This is a genomic window from Streptomyces liliifuscus (assembly GCF_016598615.1).
Lineage (GTDB): Bacteria > Actinomycetota > Actinomycetes > Streptomycetales > Streptomycetaceae > Streptomyces > Streptomyces liliifuscus.
Map to the genome: position 1 here is coordinate 7,678,421 of NZ_CP066831.1, position 18,532 is coordinate 7,696,952.

General features: G+C 71.0%; 16 protein-coding genes. 7 read left to right on the top strand and 9 right to left on the bottom strand.

From position 1 onward, the window contains the following. Positions 1-10: 10 nt before the first annotated feature. From JEQ17_RS33035 to JEQ17_RS33045, 3 genes are all read left to right on the top strand, one after another. The gene (locus JEQ17_RS33035; protein ID WP_200398663.1) at positions 11-1,414 is read left to right on the top strand and encodes a multidrug effflux MFS transporter; all 1,404 of its coding nucleotides are present in this window, start codon (positions 11-13) and stop codon (positions 1,412-1,414) included. After that, positions 1,339-2,544, top strand: coding sequence for a serine hydrolase domain-containing protein (locus tag JEQ17_RS33040; RefSeq protein WP_200401854.1), 1,206 nt, complete (start codon positions 1,339-1,341; stop codon positions 2,542-2,544). The genes JEQ17_RS33035 and JEQ17_RS33040 overlap by 76 nt, the downstream gene beginning before the upstream one ends. 159 nt (positions 2,545-2,703) lie before the next feature. Continuing rightward, complete coding sequence (locus JEQ17_RS33045) at positions 2,704-3,723, top strand: small ribosomal subunit Rsm22 family protein (protein ID WP_200398664.1); 1,020 nt, start codon at positions 2,704-2,706, stop codon at positions 3,721-3,723. Here JEQ17_RS33045 and ddaH read toward each other — a convergent pair. Further along, the gene (gene ddaH / locus JEQ17_RS33050; protein ID WP_234048806.1) at positions 3,712-4,494 is read right to left on the bottom strand and encodes a dimethylargininase; all 783 of its coding nucleotides are present in this window, start codon (positions 4,492-4,494) and stop codon (positions 3,712-3,714) included. The genes JEQ17_RS33045 and ddaH overlap by 12 nt on opposite strands. Positions 4,495-4,890: 396 nt before the next feature. Here ddaH and JEQ17_RS33055 point away from each other — a divergent pair, with 396 nt between their 5' ends. Beyond that, positions 4,891-5,562: a TetR/AcrR family transcriptional regulator gene (locus tag JEQ17_RS33055; RefSeq protein WP_200398666.1), complete on the top strand. Its 672-nt coding sequence runs from the start codon at positions 4,891-4,893 to the stop codon at positions 5,560-5,562. Here JEQ17_RS33055 and JEQ17_RS33060 read toward each other — a convergent pair. Further along, positions 5,526-6,404, bottom strand: a complete 879-nt coding sequence (locus JEQ17_RS33060) for a glycerophosphodiester phosphodiesterase (RefSeq protein WP_200398667.1) — start codon at positions 6,402-6,404, stop codon at positions 5,526-5,528. The genes JEQ17_RS33055 and JEQ17_RS33060 overlap by 37 nt on opposite strands. 169 nt (positions 6,405-6,573) lie before the next feature. Here JEQ17_RS33060 and JEQ17_RS33065 point away from each other — a divergent pair, with 169 nt between their 5' ends. After that, positions 6,574-7,305, top strand: a complete 732-nt coding sequence (locus JEQ17_RS33065; RefSeq protein WP_200398668.1) for a bifunctional DNA primase/polymerase — start codon at positions 6,574-6,576, stop codon at positions 7,303-7,305. Between the two features lie 161 nt (positions 7,306-7,466). Here JEQ17_RS33065 and JEQ17_RS33070 read toward each other — a convergent pair whose 3' ends face one another. The 7 genes from JEQ17_RS33070 to JEQ17_RS33100 all read right to left on the bottom strand — a co-directional run bounded on the left by JEQ17_RS33070 (position 7,467) and on the right by JEQ17_RS33100 (position 15,197). Continuing rightward, complete coding sequence (locus JEQ17_RS33070) at positions 7,467-8,471, bottom strand: hypothetical protein (protein ID WP_200398669.1); 1,005 nt, start codon at positions 8,469-8,471, stop codon at positions 7,467-7,469. A 197-nt stretch (positions 8,472-8,668) separates the two neighbouring features. After that, positions 8,669-9,514 (bottom strand): iron uptake transporter permease EfeU, encoded by an 846-nt coding sequence (efeU, locus tag JEQ17_RS33075; protein ID WP_200398670.1) that lies wholly within the window; start codon positions 9,512-9,514, stop codon positions 8,669-8,671. A gap of 3 nt (positions 9,515-9,517) precedes the next feature. After that, positions 9,518-10,873, bottom strand: a complete 1,356-nt coding sequence (gene efeB, locus JEQ17_RS33080; RefSeq protein WP_200398671.1) for an iron uptake transporter deferrochelatase/peroxidase subunit — start codon at positions 10,871-10,873, stop codon at positions 9,518-9,520. 27 nt (positions 10,874-10,900) lie between these two features. Further along, complete coding sequence (gene efeO / locus JEQ17_RS33085; protein ID WP_200398672.1) at positions 10,901-12,058, bottom strand: iron uptake system protein EfeO; 1,158 nt, start codon at positions 12,056-12,058, stop codon at positions 10,901-10,903. A 177-nt stretch (positions 12,059-12,235) separates the two neighbouring features. Then, a complete protein-coding gene (locus tag JEQ17_RS33090; RefSeq protein WP_383389676.1) occupies positions 12,236-13,084 on the bottom strand; it encodes a heme ABC transporter ATP-binding protein in 849 nt (282 codons plus the stop codon). Next, the gene (locus JEQ17_RS33095; RefSeq protein ID WP_200398674.1) at positions 13,075-14,199 is read right to left on the bottom strand and encodes a FecCD family ABC transporter permease; all 1,125 of its coding nucleotides are present in this window, start codon (positions 14,197-14,199) and stop codon (positions 13,075-13,077) included. The genes JEQ17_RS33090 and JEQ17_RS33095 overlap by 10 nt, the downstream gene beginning before the upstream one ends. Further along, complete coding sequence (locus tag JEQ17_RS33100) at positions 14,196-15,197, bottom strand: heme/hemin ABC transporter substrate-binding protein (RefSeq protein WP_200398675.1); 1,002 nt, start codon at positions 15,195-15,197, stop codon at positions 14,196-14,198. Before JEQ17_RS33100 ends, JEQ17_RS33095 begins: the two co-directional genes overlap by 4 nt. Positions 15,198-15,454: 257 nt before the next feature. Here JEQ17_RS33100 and JEQ17_RS33105 point away from each other — a divergent pair, with 257 nt between their 5' ends. Both JEQ17_RS33105 and JEQ17_RS33110 read left to right on the top strand, forming a co-directional pair. Beyond that, a complete protein-coding gene (locus tag JEQ17_RS33105) occupies positions 15,455-16,900 on the top strand; it encodes an HtaA domain-containing protein (RefSeq protein WP_200398676.1) in 1,446 nt (481 codons plus the stop codon). Positions 16,901-16,964: 64 nt separating this feature from the next. Continuing rightward, entirely contained in the window at positions 16,965-18,443 is a 1,479-nt protein-coding gene (locus JEQ17_RS33110; protein ID WP_200398677.1) for an HtaA domain-containing protein, read from the top strand. Positions 18,444-18,532: the final 89 nt, after the last annotated feature.

Here is an 18,532-nt window from a genome sequence, read left to right on the forward strand (position 1 = left end):
GGAGGGGCGCATGTCCGAGCGTGGCCGCACCACGCGGGACCAGGACGGCCCGGAGGGGCACATACCGAGCGCGGCCGTCACCGAGACGGTCACCGACGCGGTCACCGAGGAGACGGCGACCGCCGCTGCGGCGGCACCGGTACCGCCGCCGGAGGCCCGCCGTTCCGTGGGACTCCTGGTCACGCTCGTCCTCGGCGGCCTCACCGCCGTACCGCCGCTGTCCATCGACATGTACCTCCCGGCGCTCCCGGAGGTCACCGACGCGCTCCACGCGTCCGCGGCCACCGTGCAGCTGACCCTCACCGCGTGCCTCGCCGGCATGGCCCTCGGGCAGCTGGTCGTCGGCCCGATGAGCGACAAGTGGGGGCGCAGACGGCCGCTCATCGCCGGACTGCTCGTCTACGTCGTCGCCACCGCCGTGTGCGCGTTCGCCCCCACCATCGAACTCCTCGTCGCCTTCCGGCTGCTCCAGGGCCTCGCGGGCGCCGCCGGAATCGTGATCGCACGCGCCGTCGTACGCGACCTCTACGACGGCGTCGACATGGCCCGGTTCTTCTCCACGCTCATGCTGATCTCCGGGGTCGCGCCGATCATCGCGCCGCTCATCGGCGGACAGGTGCTGCGGATCACCGACTGGCGGGGCGTCTTCTACATCCTGACCGCCGTCGGGATCGTGCTGACCGTCGTCGTCTGGCGGACGCTGCCCGAGACCCTCGCGCCCGAGCACCGCCACAGCGGCGGCACCGTCGAGGCGCTGCGCACCATGCGCGGCCTGCTCGCCGACCGCGTCTTCACCGGCTACATGCTCACGGGCGGCTTCGCCTTCGCGGCGCTCTTCGCGTACATATCCGCGTCGCCGTTCGTGATCCAGGAGATCTACGGCGCCTCCCCGCAGACCTACAGCATCCTCTTCGGCGTCAACTCCATCGGCCTCGTGGCCGTCGGCCAGATCAACGGCAAGCTCCTCGTCGGCCGGGTCAGTCTCGACAAGGTCCTCGCGGTCGGCCTCGGGATCATCACCACCGCCTCGGCGGCGCTGCTGCTGATGTCGAGCGGGGTCTTCGGCGAGGTGGGCCTCGTCCCGATCGCCGTCGGCCTCTTCGTCCTGATGTCCGCGATGACCCTGTGCATGCCCAACACCAACGCGCTCGCCCTCATGCGCACCCGGCACGCCGCGGGCTCCGCGTCCGCGCTGCTCGGCACCTCCTCCTTCCTCGTCGGCGCGCTCGCCACACCCCTCGTGGGCATCGCCGGGGAACACACCGCGGTCCCGATGGCCGTCGTCCAGTTGGCGTGTTCACTGGTCGCCGTCGGCTGCTTCGTGGGACTGTGCCGTCCCTGGCGGAGACAGGCGGACGTGAAGGGTGGGGGTTCCCCCGCTCGAGCGCAGCCGAGAGTGGGGGAGGAGAGCTGAGCGCACCGAGACTGCGCCTCGGCACACCGGAACGTGCCGGGCTCGACCCCGACGAACTCGACCGTCTCGTACGAGAGTTCCGGCGGCTCACCGACGGGGACCGGCCCTGGGCCCCGGGCGCCGTACTGGTCGCCGGACGCGGGCCCGTGATCGCCGTCGAGGAGGCGGCGGGCTGGGCTGTGCGGTACTCCGCGTACGACGAGGTCACCGACACGGGCGTCGAGCTGCCCCGCGAGGCCCGCGTCCCGATGACCGCGGACACCGTCTTCGACCTGGCCTCCCTCACCAAGCTCTTCACGAGCGTGGCCGCCGTGCAGCAGCTGGAGCGCGGCACGCTCGGCATCGACGCGCGCGTCGGGGCGTATCTGCCGGACTTCACCGCGGCCGCCGAGTACGGCATCACCGTGCGGCACCTGCTCACCCACACCTCCGGACTGCGGCCCGAACTCCCGCTGTACGACTGCCGGGACGACAGGGCCCGGCTCGCCCTGCTGCGCGCCGAGGAGCCACTGACCGCGCCCGGTGGCCCGTACGCCTACTCGGACCTCAACATGCTGCTGCTCCAGCACGTCCTCGAACGGATCACCCGGCGCCGGCTGAACGTCCTCGTCCGGGACGGCATCACCCGGCCGCTCGGAATGACGGCCACCGGGTTCGGACCCCGCCCGGACGCGGCCGCCACCGAGGACCAGCGGCGACCGTGGGCCAAGGCGGACCGGGGCATGCTGCGGGGCGAGGTCCACGACGAGAACGCCTGGGCGCTGGGCGGAATCGCGGGCCACGCGGGCCTCTTCTCGACGGCGGGCGACCTGGCGGTCTTCTGCCGCACGCTGCTGGCGGGCGGCTCGTACGGCACCGCCCGCATCCTCGGTCCCGACTACGTCGAACTCCTCCTCTCCCCGCCCGGCCTCGGCTTCGCCCTCGACCAGCCCTGGTTCATGGGCGGGCTGGCCGGCCACGGCGCCGCGGGCCACACGGGCTTCACGGGTACGTCGCTGGTCCTGGACCCGTCGACGGACACGTTCCTGGTGCTCCTGGCGAACACGGTCCACCCGCGCCGCCGGCCCCCGGACAGCGGCCCCCGAGCGGCAGCGGCGACACGACTGGCACGGGCGGTCCGAGGTGCGTGAGCGGCGCGCCGGTTTGTGAGCGGTGCTCTCGATTGCGGGCGCTGTTCCGGTTTGTGAGCGGCGCTTCCGGCTGCCGGTGCCGAGCATGATGTGAGCGGTGCTCTCGTCTGAGAGCACCGCTCACCCGTCCCACGTCCGCACCCCTCGTAGAATTCCCCCGTGACCGCCCCCGTTTCCCCAGCCGAGACCCTGCGTGTGGCCCTGGCGGGGCTGCTCGACGGGCTGCCGACGAAGGCGGCCGCGCAGGCCGTCGAGCGGCTGATCGTGAACTACCGGGGGACCACCCCGACCGACGCCCCGATCCTGCGCGACCGCGCGGACGTGGCCGCGTACGCCGCGTACCGGATGCCCGCGACCTTCGAGGCCGTACGCGCCGCGCTGGACGCCTTCGCGGACGTCGTGCCCGAGTGGACGCCGGGCGGCCATGTGGACGTGGGCGGCGGGACGGGCGCGGCGACCTGGGCCGTCAACGCCACCTGGCCCGAGGAGCGGCCGGTGACCGTGCTCGACTGGGCCGAACCCGCGCTCGCCCTCGGCCGTGAACTCGCCTCGCGGAACCCGCTGTTGAAGTCCGCCGAGTGGCACCGCTCTCGTATCGGAGCGGCGCTCACCATCGAGAGCACTGATCTCGTCACGGTGTCGTACGTCCTCGGCGAGCTCACCGAGCAGGCCCGCACCGAAGTCGTGGACGCCGCAGCCACCGCCGCCCAGGCCGTCGTGATCATCGAACCCGGCACACCGGACGGCTACACCCGCGTCATCGAGGCCCGCGACCGTCTCGTCGGCGCCGGCTTCCACATCGCCGCGCCCTGTCCGCACAGCGCGGCCTGCCCGATCGTCCCCGGCAAGGACTGGTGCCACTTCTCGGCCCGGGTCAGCCGTTCCTCGCTGCACCGGCAGGTCAAGGGCGGCTCACTGGCGTACGAGGACGAGAAGTTCAGCTATGTCGCCGCCACCCGCTTCCCGGTGACCCCGGCCGCCTCCCGGGTCGTACGGCGGCCGCAGATCCGCAAGGGACAGGTGCTCCTCGACCTGTGCGAGACCGAGGAGCAACTGCGCCGCTCAACCGTGACCAAGCGCCACGGCCTCCTCTACAAGGCGGCCCGCGACGCGGACTGGGGCGACGCCTGGCCGCCCCCGTCCTCCGCCCCGGATGAGGGCGAGAGCTCAGACACGTAGCTCCTGCGTGCAGCACTTCACGCTGCCGCCGCCCTTGAGGAGTTCGCTGAGGTCCATGCCGATGGGTTCGTACCCCCGTTCCCTGAGCGGGTCGAAGAGGCCGGTCGCGGACTGCGGAAGCAGCACGTGCAGACCGTCGGAGACGGCGTTCAGACCGAGCGCCGCCGCGTCGTCGTCGCCCGCGAGGAGCGCGTCCGGGAAGAGCCGGCGCAGCACCTCGCGGCTGCCGGGGGAGAAGGCCGGCGGGTGGTACATGACCTGGTCCGTCGCGTCGTCGAGTACGGCGAGGGCCGTGTCCAGGTGGTAGTAGCGGGGGTCGACCAGGTCGAGCCCGATCACCGGCCGCCCGAAGAACTCCTGCGCCTCGCCGTGCGACAGCGGGCTGGCCCGGAAGCCGCGTCCGGCGAGAACGTACGAGGCGGTGACGGCGAAGTCGCCCTCGCCCTCGTTGATGTGGACCGGTTCGTGGACCCGGTCGAAGCCGCTCGCGCGGAACCAGTCCAGGTGGGCCTCGGCCTCCGCCTCCCGCTCGCGGAAGGCGAACCGCGCGCCCAGGACCCGGCCGTCGACCACCGTCGCGCCGTTCGCCGCGAACACCATGTCCGGCAGGCCGCGGCGGGGGGTGAGTTCCTCGACGGTGTGGCCGAGGGCGCGGTAGCGGTCGCGGAGGTCTTCCCACTGGGCGACGGCGAGGGGGACGTCGACCGGCTTGGCGGGGTCCATCCACGGGTTGATGGAGTAGGTGACCTCGAAGTGTGCGGGTGGGCACATCAGGTAGCGCCGGGGTGTGGCGCGGCGGGGAGGCTGCAAGGAGGGCTCCTTACGGGTACCGCGGGGGCAGTTGGAGCCCATGGTGCGCCGCGAGCGGGCGTCCCGGCGGGAGCCGAACGGGTTGTTTCTCGCCCCTGGGGGCTGCGCCCCCAGACCCCCGTATCGCGCTGCCGCGCTCGTCCTCAAACGCCGGACGGGCTGGGAGGTATCTGCGGGTTCGTTGTGGCTGGTCGCGCAGTTCCCCGCGCCCCTGGGTATCTCAGCCCCTCCGGCGTTTGAGGAGCGGGGGTTCGGGGGCCGGCCCCCGAGTAGGGACGGGAATGGGTAGGGGCGGCGGGGGCGAGAATTGTCGTTCGGCGAGACGGAGCGTCTTGTCGGGCTGGTAAATTGGGGCGTATGGCTCACACGTCCGACCAGCCCCCGCAGAAGCCCGCCCCCGACTCAAGCCGCCGCAGCGAGAAGTCACGGCGGGCGATCTACGACGCCGCCCTCGCGCTCGTGACCGAGGTCGGCTACCCCAAGACCACCATCGAGGGCATCGCCGCCCGCGCGGGCGTCGGCAAGCAGACGATCTACCGCTGGTGGTCGTCGAAGGCGGACGTCCTGCTGGAGGCGTTCATCGACCTGAGCGCCCAGGCGGCGGAGGCCGCCGCCCGGCCGGAGGTCATCGGAGAGGGGGCGGAGTACGAGATCCCCGACACCGGCGACCTGGAAGCCGACCTCAAGCTGGTGCTGAGGTCCACGGTCGACGAACTGCTCGACCCCACCTTCGAGGCCCCGTCACGAGCCCTGGCGGCAGAGGGCGTAGTCAACGAACAGGTCGGCCGGGAGTTCGTCGGCAAGCTCCTCGAACCCCAGCTCCAGCTGTATGTGAAGCGCCTGCGCGCCGCCCAGGAGCAGGGCGCCGTACGCGCCGACATCGACCCGCGCATCGCCCTGGAACTCTTCGTCTCGCCGCTCGCCCAGCGCTGGCTCCAGTACACGGGCCCCATCACGTACGAGTACACGGACAAGCTCGTCGAGTACGCCCTCTACGGCCTCGCGCCACGCGGCCCCGCCGCCCGCTGACCTCCCGCCCGGCGGCCCTCCGCCCGCGCCAGCCGTCCCGGCGCGTCCGTGATGATCCCGTCGCAGCCGAGCGCGAGGGCGCGGTCGCGCTCGGCAGGGGTCACCACGGTGTGCGCCCACACACGGGGAATGCCGGACCTGACCGCCCGTACGAGATCGCGGTCGCGGGCCCTGTGGTCCACGTCCAGGACGTCCACGAACGACCGCCACCGCTCGGGCCGGTCCGTACGCATCTGCCGTGCCGACCGCCACAACTGCGAGACCAGGCCCATGCGGTGGGCCCGCCACGCCAGCGCCGGGTGGTTGGAGTTGACCAGCACGGAGCGGGTCAGACCGCGTGACCTGATCATCGCGGCGAGGGCAGGCAGGCTCCGCGGGTCCTTGGCCTCCAGCATCAGCACCACCCGTCCGCCGAAACGGTCCAGCACCTCGGCGAGCGTCGGCGGCCGCTCGGAACGCCAGCTCCCCGGCAGCTCGTCCTCGGGGCGGAGCCGGACCCCCTCCCAGTCCCGCCGGTCGAGCGCGTCCACCGGGCCGCCCGTATAGGTCGTGCGGTTCAGGGTCGCGTCGTGCATGACCACCACGGTCCCGTCGCGCAGCATCCGGGTGTCCAGGTCGAGCACCTGGGCCGTACCGCGCTCGTACGCGGCCATGAGGCCCGACATGCTGTTCTCCGGCACCTCCCGGGCGCCGCCGCGGTGCGCGGTGTGGACGATGCGGGGGAGCGCGGACACCGTCAGCGGGCCGGCGCCCCATTCCAGCGGGGTGATCGCACCGCCCTGTCCCACGAGGGCCAGCGACGTGAGACCCGCGATACCCGTCAGCGCAGTCCGTGTGACCATGCCGACACCGTAGGCGGGCAAATCGTCTCAAAGTATGCAATGACACTCGATGGATGACCCGGTCGGGCATCGTCCCGCCTACCCCGGATGTGGGCTCCGGCCCCCCGTGACGCAGGATGGTGGGACCATAGGGCATGCTGTCCGCACAACAGCCAGGGCGAGGGGATCGATGAGCGCAGAGATGGGCCGCCGCTCGGGCGGGCAGGGCAGGATCTCCCAGTGGCTGCGTGGCCGACGGCCTCGTACGGACTCCGGGGACGACTCCTCGAGTCGTGAGGAACTGCTGCTTGCCGCCGCCGGAGCCGGGCTGCCGCTCGCGCCCGCCGCCCATCCCTCCGCCTACCGATGTTCCTGTGACCGTGTCGGGTGTCCCACCCCCGCGCGGCACCCCGTGTCGTTCGCCTGGCAGACACAGTCCACGACCGACCGGGCGCAGATCGAGCGGTGGGCCCGGCATCAACCGCTGGCCAACTTCATCACCGCGACCGGCATGGTGCACGACGTGCTGGACGTTCCGCTGGAGGCGGGGCAGGAGGCGCTGGAGCGGTTGCTCGCGCTCGGGGTCGAGGTCGGGCCCGTCGCGGTGTCCGGGGGTGACCGGATGCTCTTCTTCACCGCCACGCGTGGTACGCCCGAGGACGAGGACGAGTGGTGGCCGTGCGAGCTGGACTGTCATCCGGAGACGATGGATGAGCATCCGGGGTTGCGGTGGCACTGCCGTGGGTCCTATGTGCTGGTGCCTCCGGCTCGGTTGCCGGGGGAGTTGAGTGTGGAGTGGGTGCGGGGGCCGGAGCACGGGCTGCCGGATCCTTTGTCGTTGCTCGAGGTGCTTACCGATGAGTGTGCTCGGTATGCGGGGGTTGAGCGGGATCATGTTGCGGCGTGGCCCCTTCGGGGCTGACGCCCCGTACCCCTCGTCTCGCATTTTCTTTGTCCGCGGGCCAGTGGGGGCTGGTCGCGCAGTTCCCCGCGCCCCTGAAGGCCTAAAGACTGCGCAGTTCCCCGCGCCCCTGAAAGCCAAAGGATTGCGCAGTTCCCCGCGCCCCTGAAGGGGCGCCCCCCCTACTCCCCCTTCGCCGCCGTCAGGCCCTGGATTCTGCCCAGGAATTCCACCTGTTGGTTCGCCGCGTCCTTGGCGGGGTCCAGGACTGCCTGGTTGGAGATGGATTCGAGGGTGAGGGACTGCTTTGGTTCGCCGGTCATGAGGGCCTTGACGTCGGCGTTGGTGACGTTGATGGGGACACCCTGGGCCGCTGTCTGCTTCTGGTAGTGGCGGGTGGTGAAGAAGACGAGGGCGCCGCCCGTGGTGGTGCGCAGGGCCACCGGGGCGTAGTCGCCGGAGGCCAGGGGCTCGTCGATGTACTGCTGGGCGAGGCCGGGGCGGCTCGCGCTCTTCGTGCGGTCGGAGCGCCACTTCGTGGTGTGGGTGCCCGCGGCGAAGGTGTCCCCGCCGTCCTTGAGGTAGGTCGCGTAGTCCTGGGGCAGGTCCCCGGGCGCGACCGCCAGGTCCGCCGCGGTCGCCGTGACCGGTTCCGCCCAGCCGTCCTGGTCCTTCTTGAAGTCCGGCACCTCTACGGCGGCGACGATCGTCAGATACGACACCTGCCACACGTCGTCGGCGTCGCCCCGAGTGAACACCAGCAGCCAACGGTCCTCGCCGCGGCCCTTGTTGGCCTTCGAGTCGGTGACGAACCAGCGCGGCCAGCCCGCCTTCTTCGGGATCGTGAACTCGGTGTCGCTCAGCTGCAGCGGCACGTAGTCGGGGTTGCCGCCCGGCTGGTTCTTGCCGCCGGCCTTCAACTTCGCGCCGTCGATGTCCCCGAGAGCACCGGTGACCCGGTCCGCGTCCAGGGACGGGTCGTTGGCGCCGTTGGCCTCGTTGTAGGCGGCCGTGAAGTCCTTCAGTGCACGCGCGGCCTCGGTCTTCGTGGCCCCGGGGAGGATCTCCCGTTCCCCGTGCACCACCACGCACCCGCTCGCCGTCACCGACAGCACGGTCACCGATGCCGCCGTCAGCGCGCTCCGGCCGAGCCTGCGTGGCCTATGAGGGCCGTGATCCCTGCGCATGGGTACCGTCACCGTCACATTCCCCTTTCCCGGAGGGGAACCCTACCGGGGCCTGTCGGCGCGTGGGTGGGGGGATCACGTAGTGCTGCGGCACCGTGATCCAGTATGCGAAGTACTCCGGGGATTTGTCGGGTGCGCGTTCGTCGTGGCCGGTCGCGCCCGCGCGGCGGAGCCGCACATGTCACAGCCCCGTGCCCCTACGGGGCGCGGACCGGCGCGGGTGTCTTCGGTCGTGCCTCGCCGGACCGGGAAGGGGCCAGGAAGAAGGCGAGGGTCGGTACCAAGTACAGGGACCACACGACGACTTGGAGGACCGTCGGATCGGGCTGGAAGTTGAAGACGCCCTTGAGGAGCGTGCCGTACCAGCTGTCCGGCGGGATGGTCTCGCTGATGTCGAAGGCCTTGTTCGTCAGACCCGGCAGGAAGTCGGCCTCCTGGAGGTCGTGGAAGCCGTACGCGAGAACGCCCGCGGCCACCACGACCAGCATGGCGCCGGTCCAGGTGAAGAACTTGGCGAGGTTGATGCGCAGGGCGCCCCGGTAGAAGAGGTAACCGAGCACGACCGCGGTCGCGATGCCCAGCAGCACGCCGATCAGCGGGCCCTCGGTGCCGTCGCTGGAGGCGCGTACGGACGTCCAGACGAACAGGGACGTCTCCAGGCCCTCGCGACCCACGGCCAGGAACGCGGTCGCGACCAGCGCGCCTGTGCCCATCTGCAGGGCCGCGTCCAGCCTGCCGTGCAGATCGGCCTTCAGATGGCGGGCCGTACGCCGCATCCAGAAGACCATCCACGTGACCAGGCCGACCGCGACGATCGACAGCGAGCCGCCGAGCGCCTCCTGCGCCTCGAACGTCAGCTCCTGGGAGCCGAATTCGAGCGCGCAACCGAAGCCGAGGGCGAGACCCACCGCGACGGCGATGCCGATCCAGATCGGCTTCAGGGCGTCCCGCCGCTCCGTCTTCACCAGATACGCGATGAGGATGCAGACGACGAGGCTGGCCTCCAGGCCCTCGCGCAGGCCGATCAGATAGTTCGCGAACACGGCCTACGCCTCCTTGGAGTTCGTGGAGCTCTGGGAAACCTTCGAGTCCTTCGAGAACAGCGCCCGGCCCCACCAGTCGTCCTTGTCGCGGACGCCCGGCGGGACCGCGAAGACCGCCGAACCCACGTGCTGGATGTACTCGTTGAGCGCGTCGGCCGCCAGGCTCCGCTGCACCGGGATGAAGCCCTTGCGCACGTCCCGCTGGTACGCGAGGAAGAACAGCCCCGCGTCCAGGCGGCCGAGGCCGTCGGTGCCGTCGGTGAAGGAGTAGCCGCGGCGCAGGAGCGTGGCCCCGGCGTTGGTGTCGGGGTGCGCGAGCCGTACGTGCGCGTCGGGCTTCATCGCCTTCAGGAACGGCTTGTCCCGCTCCTTGGCCTTCCCGACCGGAGCGCCCTCGCCCTTGTCACGGCCGAAGATGTCCTCCTGCTCCTGGAGGGAAGTACGGTCCCAGGTCTCGATGTTCATGCGGATGCGCCGGGCCACGAGATACGAGCCGCCGACCATCCATGCCGGGCCGTCCTTCTCCTCGACCCACACGAACTTCTTCAGCCGGTCCGTCTCCGTGCCCGCGATGTTGCGGGTGCCGTCCTTGAACCCCATGAGGTTACGAGGGGTCTGGGCCTCCGGAGTCGTCGACGACGTCTTGCCGAAGCCCAGTTGGGACCAGCGGATGACGACCTTGCCGAAGCCGATCCTGGCGAGGTTGCGGATCGCGTGCACCGCGACCTGCGGATCGTCCGCGCACGCCTGTACGCACAGGTCGCCGCCACTGCGGTTCCCGTCGAGGTTGTCGCCCGCGAACTTCGGCAGCTCGACCAGGGCTTCGGGCCGCCGGTCCGCGAGGTCGAACCTGTCGAACAGGGACGGGCCGAAGCCGATCGTCAGGGTCAGCCGCGACGGTTTGAGGCCCAGCGCCTCCCCGGTGTCGTCCGGCGGCGCTTCCGCCAGACCGCCGTACGCGCCCTCGCCGACCGCGTGCCCGGCGGTCATCCGCCGCGCGGCCTCGGTCCAGTCCTTCAGCAGTTGGACGAACGCGGCCCGGTCCGTCGTCTTCACGTCGAACGCGGCGAAGTGCAGCCGGTCCTGCACCGGGGTGGCGATGCCCGCCTGGTTCGTGCCGTGGAAGGCGATCGCGGCGCCCGACGCGGCGGCGGTCGGTTCCGCGTCGTCGCCGTTGCGGGCCATCGCCACCGCACCGCCGGCCGCGGCGGCCCCGAGCGCGAGCCCGGCACCGCCCCAGCCGATCAGTGAACGCCGCGACGGAGCACGGGAGTCGGCGCCCCGCGTCCCGCCGGTCTCCGCACCTTCCCCTGCACTCGTCGTATCGGTCGTGTTCGTCGTGTTCGTGGTGTCCGTCATGGCGCCAGGCCCCTCTTACGTCACGTCCTACTTCACGACGGCGGCGGCGAGCTTGGACAGCGGCTCCGCGAGCGCGTTCACCGCGTCGGAGAGCTCCTTGCGGTCGGCCTTGCCAACCTTGTCGTACGACGTGAAGACGTAGGAGGTCTTGTCCTCGCGGTACTTGTCGAGCAGCGTGTTCAGCGCCGCGAACTGCGTGTCGAGCTCCTTGGTCAGCGCCGCGTCGTTCTCCGAGGCGACCGGCTTCAGCAGCTCGTACGACTTCTCCGCACCCTCGACGTTGGCCTTGAAGTCGACGAGGTCGGTGTGCGAGTAGCGCTCCTCCTCGCCGGTGACCTTGCCGGTGGCGACCTCGTCGAGGAGCTCCTTGGCGCCGTTGGCCATCGAGGTCGGGGTGATCTCGGCCTTGCCGACCCGCTTCTGCCAGTCGGTGAGGTCGGTGATCAGCTGGTCGGCGAGCTCGGAGTCGCGGTCGGTGAGCTTCTTGTCCTGCCAGAGCGAGCGCTCCAGGCGGTGCCAGCCGGTCCAGTCCTTCTCCAGGTCCTGGCCCTCCTCCAGACCGTCCTCGCGCAGGTCGACCTTCGGGTCGATGTCACCGAAGGACTCGGCGACCGGCTCGGTCCGCTCCCAGCCGATGCGCGAGTCGGCGTACGCCTTCTTCGCGGCCTCGATGTCGCCGTCCTTGACCGCCTGTGCGAAGACCTTCGCCTTGGGCAGGGTCTCGTCGGCCTGCTCCTGCGCGTACTCGCGGTAGGAGGCGACCGCCGCGTCCAGACGCGGGTCACGCTTGGCGACCTTGCCGGAGCCGGTGGCCGTGACGTCCTGACGGATGCCCTTGCCCTTCATGCCCGGCTTGCAGGCGATCCGGTAGTCGCCCTCCTTCACCTCGGCGGTGACCTTCTGCTTGGTGCCGGGGCCGATGTTCTCGCGCTCGGTGACGATCCGGTCGTCCGGGAAGAGGAGATAGACCTCGGTGACCTTGGAGCCCTTGTTCTCGACGTCTATCTGGATGTGCCCGGCGGGGAACTTGGTCTTCGACACCTCGCACTTGGAGTCCGTGGCGGTCACCTTGACGACGCGGTCGTCGCCGCCCGAGGCATCGCTCTTCTCGGTGCAGCCCGTGACAGCGGCCAGCGCCGCCGCGGTCGCGGCGGCGGTGACGACGGAGAGTCGGACGGCTCGCATACAGGCTCCAAGAGGGTCACAGGGGAGGCACAGATTCTCGGTGAGGCTGCCCTAACTTATCTGAGGCTTACCTGACCGAAAGCTGCCCGTCCAGTGATTCAGCTCTCATTGGTGTTGTATGGCCACGGCCTGATCACGGCGGCTCAATACACCCCCCACGAAACGGTCAAAGACCGGTCAAGAACCCCTCACCGGGGCCACCAGGACCTCGCCGGTGCGTGGATGCGGGAACACCTCGACCGGCTGTTGGTAGACGTCCGAAAGTAGTCGGTCGGTGAAGATCTCGGCCGGCCGTCCGTCGGCCACCGCACGCCCGGCGCGCAGGATCACGACCCGGTGCGCGTAGGCCGCCGCGAGCCCCAGATCGTGCAACACCACGACCACCGCGTCCCCGGCGTGCGCCCTTGCGCGGCAGACCCGGAGCACCAGTTCCTGGTGGCGCAGGTCCAGGGCGGCGGTCGGTTCGTCGAGCAGCAGCAGCCGGGTGCGCTGGGCGAGCACCCGCGCGAGCGCCACCCGGGCCCGCTCACCGCCGCTGAGCGCCGAGAAGGGCCGCCCCGCGAAGTCCGTGACCTCGGTCGCCGCCATGGCCGCGGCCACCGCAGCGTCGTCTGTTTCCTCTGCGTACTCCTCGGCCTGTCCGGCCCAGGGCGCCCGGCCCATCCGTACGACCTCCTCGACCGTGAACGGGAAGGAGAGCGCGGCGGACTGGGGGAGCACCGCCCGGCGCAGGGCCAGTTCCTGCGCCGACCAGTCGGACGCCGGGCGACCGTCGACGCGTACGACTCCCGCGGCGGCCGGGAGGTCGGCGGCGAGCGCGCCCAACAGGGTGGACTTTCCCGCCCCGTTGGGCCCGACCAGGGCCAGCACCTCGCCCGCGCGGGCCATGACGTCCACGCCGGACAGCACCTCGCGGCCACCGAGCCGGACGTGCAGGGCCTCGGCCTCGGCGAGTACGTCGCCTGGGTGCACGGGGCCGGGAGGCGCGGGCCTCGTGCCGATCAGTCCGAGCAGCTTCACGCCCAGCCTCCTTGCCTGCGACGGGTCCTGCGCAGCAGCCAGAAGAAGAACGGGCTGCCGAAGAGCGCGGTGAGCACCCCGAGCGGCAGCTCGGCGGGCTCCACGACGGTACGGGCCGCGAGGTCGCCCGCGAGCAGGACCACCGCACCGCCGAGCGCGCTGCCGGGGATGAGGAAACGGTGGCCGGGACCGGCCGCCATGCGCAGCAGATGCGGGATGACGAGCCCGACGAAGCCGATGACACCGGAGACGCTCACGGCCGCGGCCGTCAGCAGCGCGACGACCAGGATCAGCACGACCCGCAGCCGCTCGACGTCCACGCCCAGATGCCGGGCCGGTCGCTCGCCGAGGGACAGCAGGTCCAACTTCCGTGCGTAGAAGGGCGCCACGGCCAGCCCGAGCGCCGCGCACGGCAGCACCGCGAGCACCTTCGGCCAGGTGGCCTGGGAGAGCGAGCCGAGCTGCCAGAAGGTGATCTGGTTCACCGCCGCGGTGTCCGCGAGGAAGACGAACAGACCGATCAGCGCGCCCGCGAAGGCGTTCACCGCGATACCGGTGAGGATCAGCGTCACGACCTCCGTACGGCCGCCCGAGCGGGACATCGAGTACACCAGCAGGGCCGTGCCGAGACCCGCCACGAAGGCGAAGGCCGGCAGGGTCCAGTTGCCGAGGAAGTTCAGGCCGAGCGAGATCGCGGCGACCGCGCCGACCGCCGCGCCCAACGAGACGCCGATGACGCTCGGTTCGGCGAGCGGATTGCCGAACACGCCCTGCATCAGCGCGCCCGCGCAGCCCAGCGAGGCGCCGACGAGCAGTGCGAGCACGATCCGCGGGAAGCGCACGTTCCAGAGCACCGACTCGGGGACCCGGTCGAGTTCGCCGCCGCCGAGTCCGGCGCGGTGCGCGATGGACGACAGGACGTCACCGGGGGATATGTCGTACGCGCCGAGCCCTGCGGAGGCAAGGGTGAGAAGGCCGAGGAGGACGGCCAGTCCGACGGTGAGCAGCCAAGGGGCGCCGCGACGGGGCCCGGCGGATCGTTCACGGGCGGGCGACGACGCCTCCGGAGCCGCGTCCGCCGTCCCTGAATCGGGGGCGGCGCCCTTGTCGGTCACGGTCACTTCGCGTCCCCGTACAGCTGGTCGACCAGGGACTTCATTACCTCGTCCGTGCGGGGCCCGTAGTTGAGCAGGACGCCGTCCTCGATCGAGACGACCCGGCGCTCCATTCCGGCGGGGGTCTGCGCGACACCGGGAATCTTGACGAGACCGTCGATGCCGCCGACGGATTCGAGGCCCTTGGACATGACGAGGATCGCGTCGGGGGCGGCCTTCGCGAGGGCTTCCGTGGTGATGGTGGTGAAGTCCTTCTCCAGACCCGACTCGGCGCCGCCGTCCACCGCTCCCGCCGCTTCGAGCAGCGAGGTGGCCCCGGAGTCCTTGCCGCCGATCAGATAGACGGAGGCGCTGCCCCGGAGATAGAGGAAGGCGACGCGTGGCCTGTCGGTCTCCTTCGGAATGTCCTTGCGCACGGCGGCGATCCGCTCCTCGGAGCGCTTCGCGAGCTCCTTGCCCGCGGCCGGTACGCCGAGGGCGCGGGCCACCGTGTTGATCCGCGGACCCACGTCCTCCAGGCCCTTCGCAGGGTCGACGACGAGCACGGGGATTCCCGCGTCACGGATCTGGTCCATCGCCTCGTCGGGCCCTGTGGTGGTCTCGGCGAGCACGAGATCGGGCTTGAGGGACAGGACGCTCTCCGCGGAGACGTCGTGGTTGCGGGTGACCACCGGCAGCTTCTCCGCCTGCGCGAAGGTGGCGGTGATGTCACGGGCGACGACCCGGTCCCCGAGCCCCAGCGTGAACACGATCTCGCTGAGACTCCCGGACAGCGGAACAATCCGCTCGCCGTCCCTGACAGTGACCTTCCTGCCGTCGGACGAGCGCACGGTGACCGGGAGTTGAGGGGTCGGAGTGTCCGCCAGCGGCTCGACCCGGTCGGCGGCGACCTCGGCCTTGGCGGCCGGCTCCCTCTCGGCCGAGCCGCCGTCGTCGGAGGCACAGCCAGCGGTCGCCGTGAGTGCGAGCACCGCCAGCAGTGCACCTGCCACTCGTGTACGCATGCGTCGCACGGTCGCGTAGTTCCCTTCGGTCGGATCGGTCTGCGGTTCATCGGTGGGGCAGGGTGCCCCGTCCCACCAGGGGCGCGGGGAACTGCGCGACCAGCCCCCACGGTCCGCAGCCGAAGAAAGACCCGCAGCCCCCTCTTCTGTCTCATCCGACGCTTCCCGCATCGGAAAACTTAGCTTAGGTTAGCCTTACCTTTCTCGCCAGAACCGCCCCGGATCCGGCCAGATCCCGCCCGTCCCGGAGGACCTCCATGCCCTCGCGCCCGCCCCTGCGCACCTACGTGACCCTGCTCTGCGCAGCAGTACTCGTGGCACTGCTCCCGGCCGGTCAAGCCCAGGCGGCCGCCCGCACCGTGCAGGGCGGCCGCCTGGACTGGGGCATCAAATCCTCCTTCCAGAGCTACGTCACCGGCCCGATAGCGAACGGCAGTTTCTCCCTCACGGGCGGCGCCGCCACGGTCGGCGGCAGCCAGTTCCGCTTCCACTCGGCGACCGGCACGTACGACGGCGACTCGGGCGCCTTCAACGCCGGCTTCTCCGGCGGTGTCCACTTCCTCGGGCACAAGAAGGACGACGGCACGTATCAGCTCGACCTCACGATCAGCCGCCCGACCGTCCGGCTCGCCGGCAACGGCGGCACCCTCTACGTCGACGTCATCAGCAAGGCGAAGGGCACCGGGGCGGTCACGACGTCCTCGCAGGTGCCCTTCGCCTCCCTCTCCCTGGGCGGCATCGACATGAAGGGCGGCGGCAACGCGGTCCAGTTGAACAACCTGCCCGCCACCCTGACCGCCCAGGGCGCCAAGTCCTTCGCCGGTTACTACACGGCCGGCACCGCCCTCGACCCGGTCAGCCTCTCGGCCGACGTCAAGGCCGCGGCGGCCACCGAGCCGTCGCGCACGCCGTCCCCCTCGCCGTCCAAGTCCAAGGCGAAGAAGGAGACTTCAGGCCGGATCGAGAACGGCGCCGTCGACTGGGGCGTGCGCCGGACCTTCCGCGAGTACGTCACCGGGTCCATCGCCAAGGGCGAGTGGAAGCTCACCGACGGAGCCGAGGACGGCGGCGCGCTCTTCCGCTTCCCCGAGGGCTCGGGCACCTACGACGAGAAGAAGCAGACCCTCGACGCGACCTTCACCGGAGCCGTCCGCTTCACCGGCGAACAGGGCCTCGACCTGAAGCTCGGCGCGCTCCGGGCCAAGGTCACGGACGACGGAAAGGGCACGCTCTACGCCGACGTCACCAGCGCGGGCGGTACGGGCAGTGCGGCCAAGGCGAACGGTACGGAGAAGAAGGTCCCCCTGGTCACCTTCACAGCCGAGGACTTCAAGCCCAAGGACGGCCTCGCCCGGCTGACCGAGGCGCCCACGAAGCTCACCGCCGACGGCGCCGAGGCCTTCGGCGGGATGTACAAGGCGGGCACGGAGATGGACCCGGTCTCCCTCGCCGTCGCCCTGACCGACAGCGCCGAACTGCCCGCCCTGCCCGATCTGGGCAGCGCGGAGTCGGCCACCCCCGAAGCCGCGGCCGCCGAGCAGAAGACGGCCGAACCCAAGTCCGAGGCCACCGCGAGCGATTCGGACGTCCCCGTCCTGCCCATCGGCCTCGCGGCGGCTTCCCTGATCGCGGTGGCCGCGGCTTTCGTGATCATCCGCAGGCGTCGTGCACAGCCCGCCGCCGACGCACCCGAAGCGAACTGAACTTCCCAGCCCAGTCCGCCGGTTGAGCGGACTCCCACACACTGAACCGAGGAGACCCACGACCATGGCCGCCAACCGTCGCCGCCCCATAGCCCTCGCCGCAGCCTGCGCGACCGCCGTCACGCTCGGCGCCACCGCGCTCGCCGCGACGTCCGCGTCCGCCGCCGAAGTACCGCTCAAGGGCTACGAGTTGACCTGGGGCATCAAGCAGTCGTACCGCACGTACGTGACCGGGATGGCGGCCGGCAGCTTCACGCCCGAGGGCGGCGCCACGCAGGCCAAGGACAACGGCGCGTTCACCTTCGTCAACGGCACCGGGACCTACGACTCCGAGGCCCACACCGTGGCGCTCGGCTTCCAGGGCGGTCTGAAGATCGCTTCCAAGCTGCACGGCTTCGAACTCGCCCTGTCCGACGTGAAGTTCGACAGCAAGGCGGCGAGAGTCACCGCGGACGTGACGAAGAGCGGCACGACCCAGCAGGACGTGCCGCTCGCCGAGGTCACCGTCACCCGCACGATGACGGACATGGCGACCAAGCTGACCAAGGAGGCGGGTGACGTCTTCGGCAGCGCCGGCTACACCGGCGCGGCCGGCGACCCCCTGACGGTGGTGGAGAAGAAGACCGAGTCGCCGTCCCCGACGCCCTCGGGCTCGACGACCCCCTCGCCCACCCCTTCCACGACACCGTCCACCACGCCCTCGGGTACCCCGTCCACCACCCCGTCGCAGACCACGAGCCCGACGTCCTCGTCCACCGAGGCCGCCACCAAGGGCGACATCACGGACGGCACCCTCGGCTGGGGCGTCAAGCAGTCCTTCCGTACGTATGTGGTGGACGGTGTGGCGAAGGGCAGGATCACCGTCTCCGGCGGTGCCTCGCAGGCATCCGGCAACGGGATCTTCACCTTCCCCGACGCCACCGGCACCTACGACACGGACGAGGACACCCTCAAGGCCTCCTTCAAGGGCTCGGTCAACTTCAAGGGCCATGAGACGAACGGCACTTACGGCCTCGACCTCACCCTCAGCGACCTCAAGGCGGAGGTCGACGGCGGCTCCGGCAAGCTGACCGCCGACGTCGACAGCCTCGGCAAGAAGTCCGCCGACGTGACCCTCGCCGAGCTCAAGCCCAAGTCGGCCGACCTGACGGCCAAGAACGACGTCATCACCCTCGACGACGTCACCACCACCCTCACCAAGGCCGGCGCGGAGGCCTTCGGAGGCTTCTACCAGGCCGGCGCCGAACTCGACCCGGTAGACCTCTCCGTGGCCCTGTCCGAGGACGCCGAACTCCCGGACCCGGACCCGACGTCGTCCAACGGCGGGACGGGCGGCACGACCGGCGGAACCACCGGTGGCACCACCGGCGGCGCGGGCACGACCGGCTCCACCACGGGCGGTGTGACGGGCGGCCTCGCCTCCACCGGCTCCGACGTCCCGGTCGGCGCCCTGGGCGCGGCGGCCGCGGCGACGGTCGCGGCGGGCGCGGGCGTGGTGTTCGCGGTACGCCGCCGCCGCGCGACGGGCGCCACCCAGGCCTGACCCGAACCGACCGCATCCGGCCGCCGTCCCCGTCGACAGGGGCCGGCGGCCGGATGCGTACGTACGACTCCCGTGGTGCTTGAATGCCC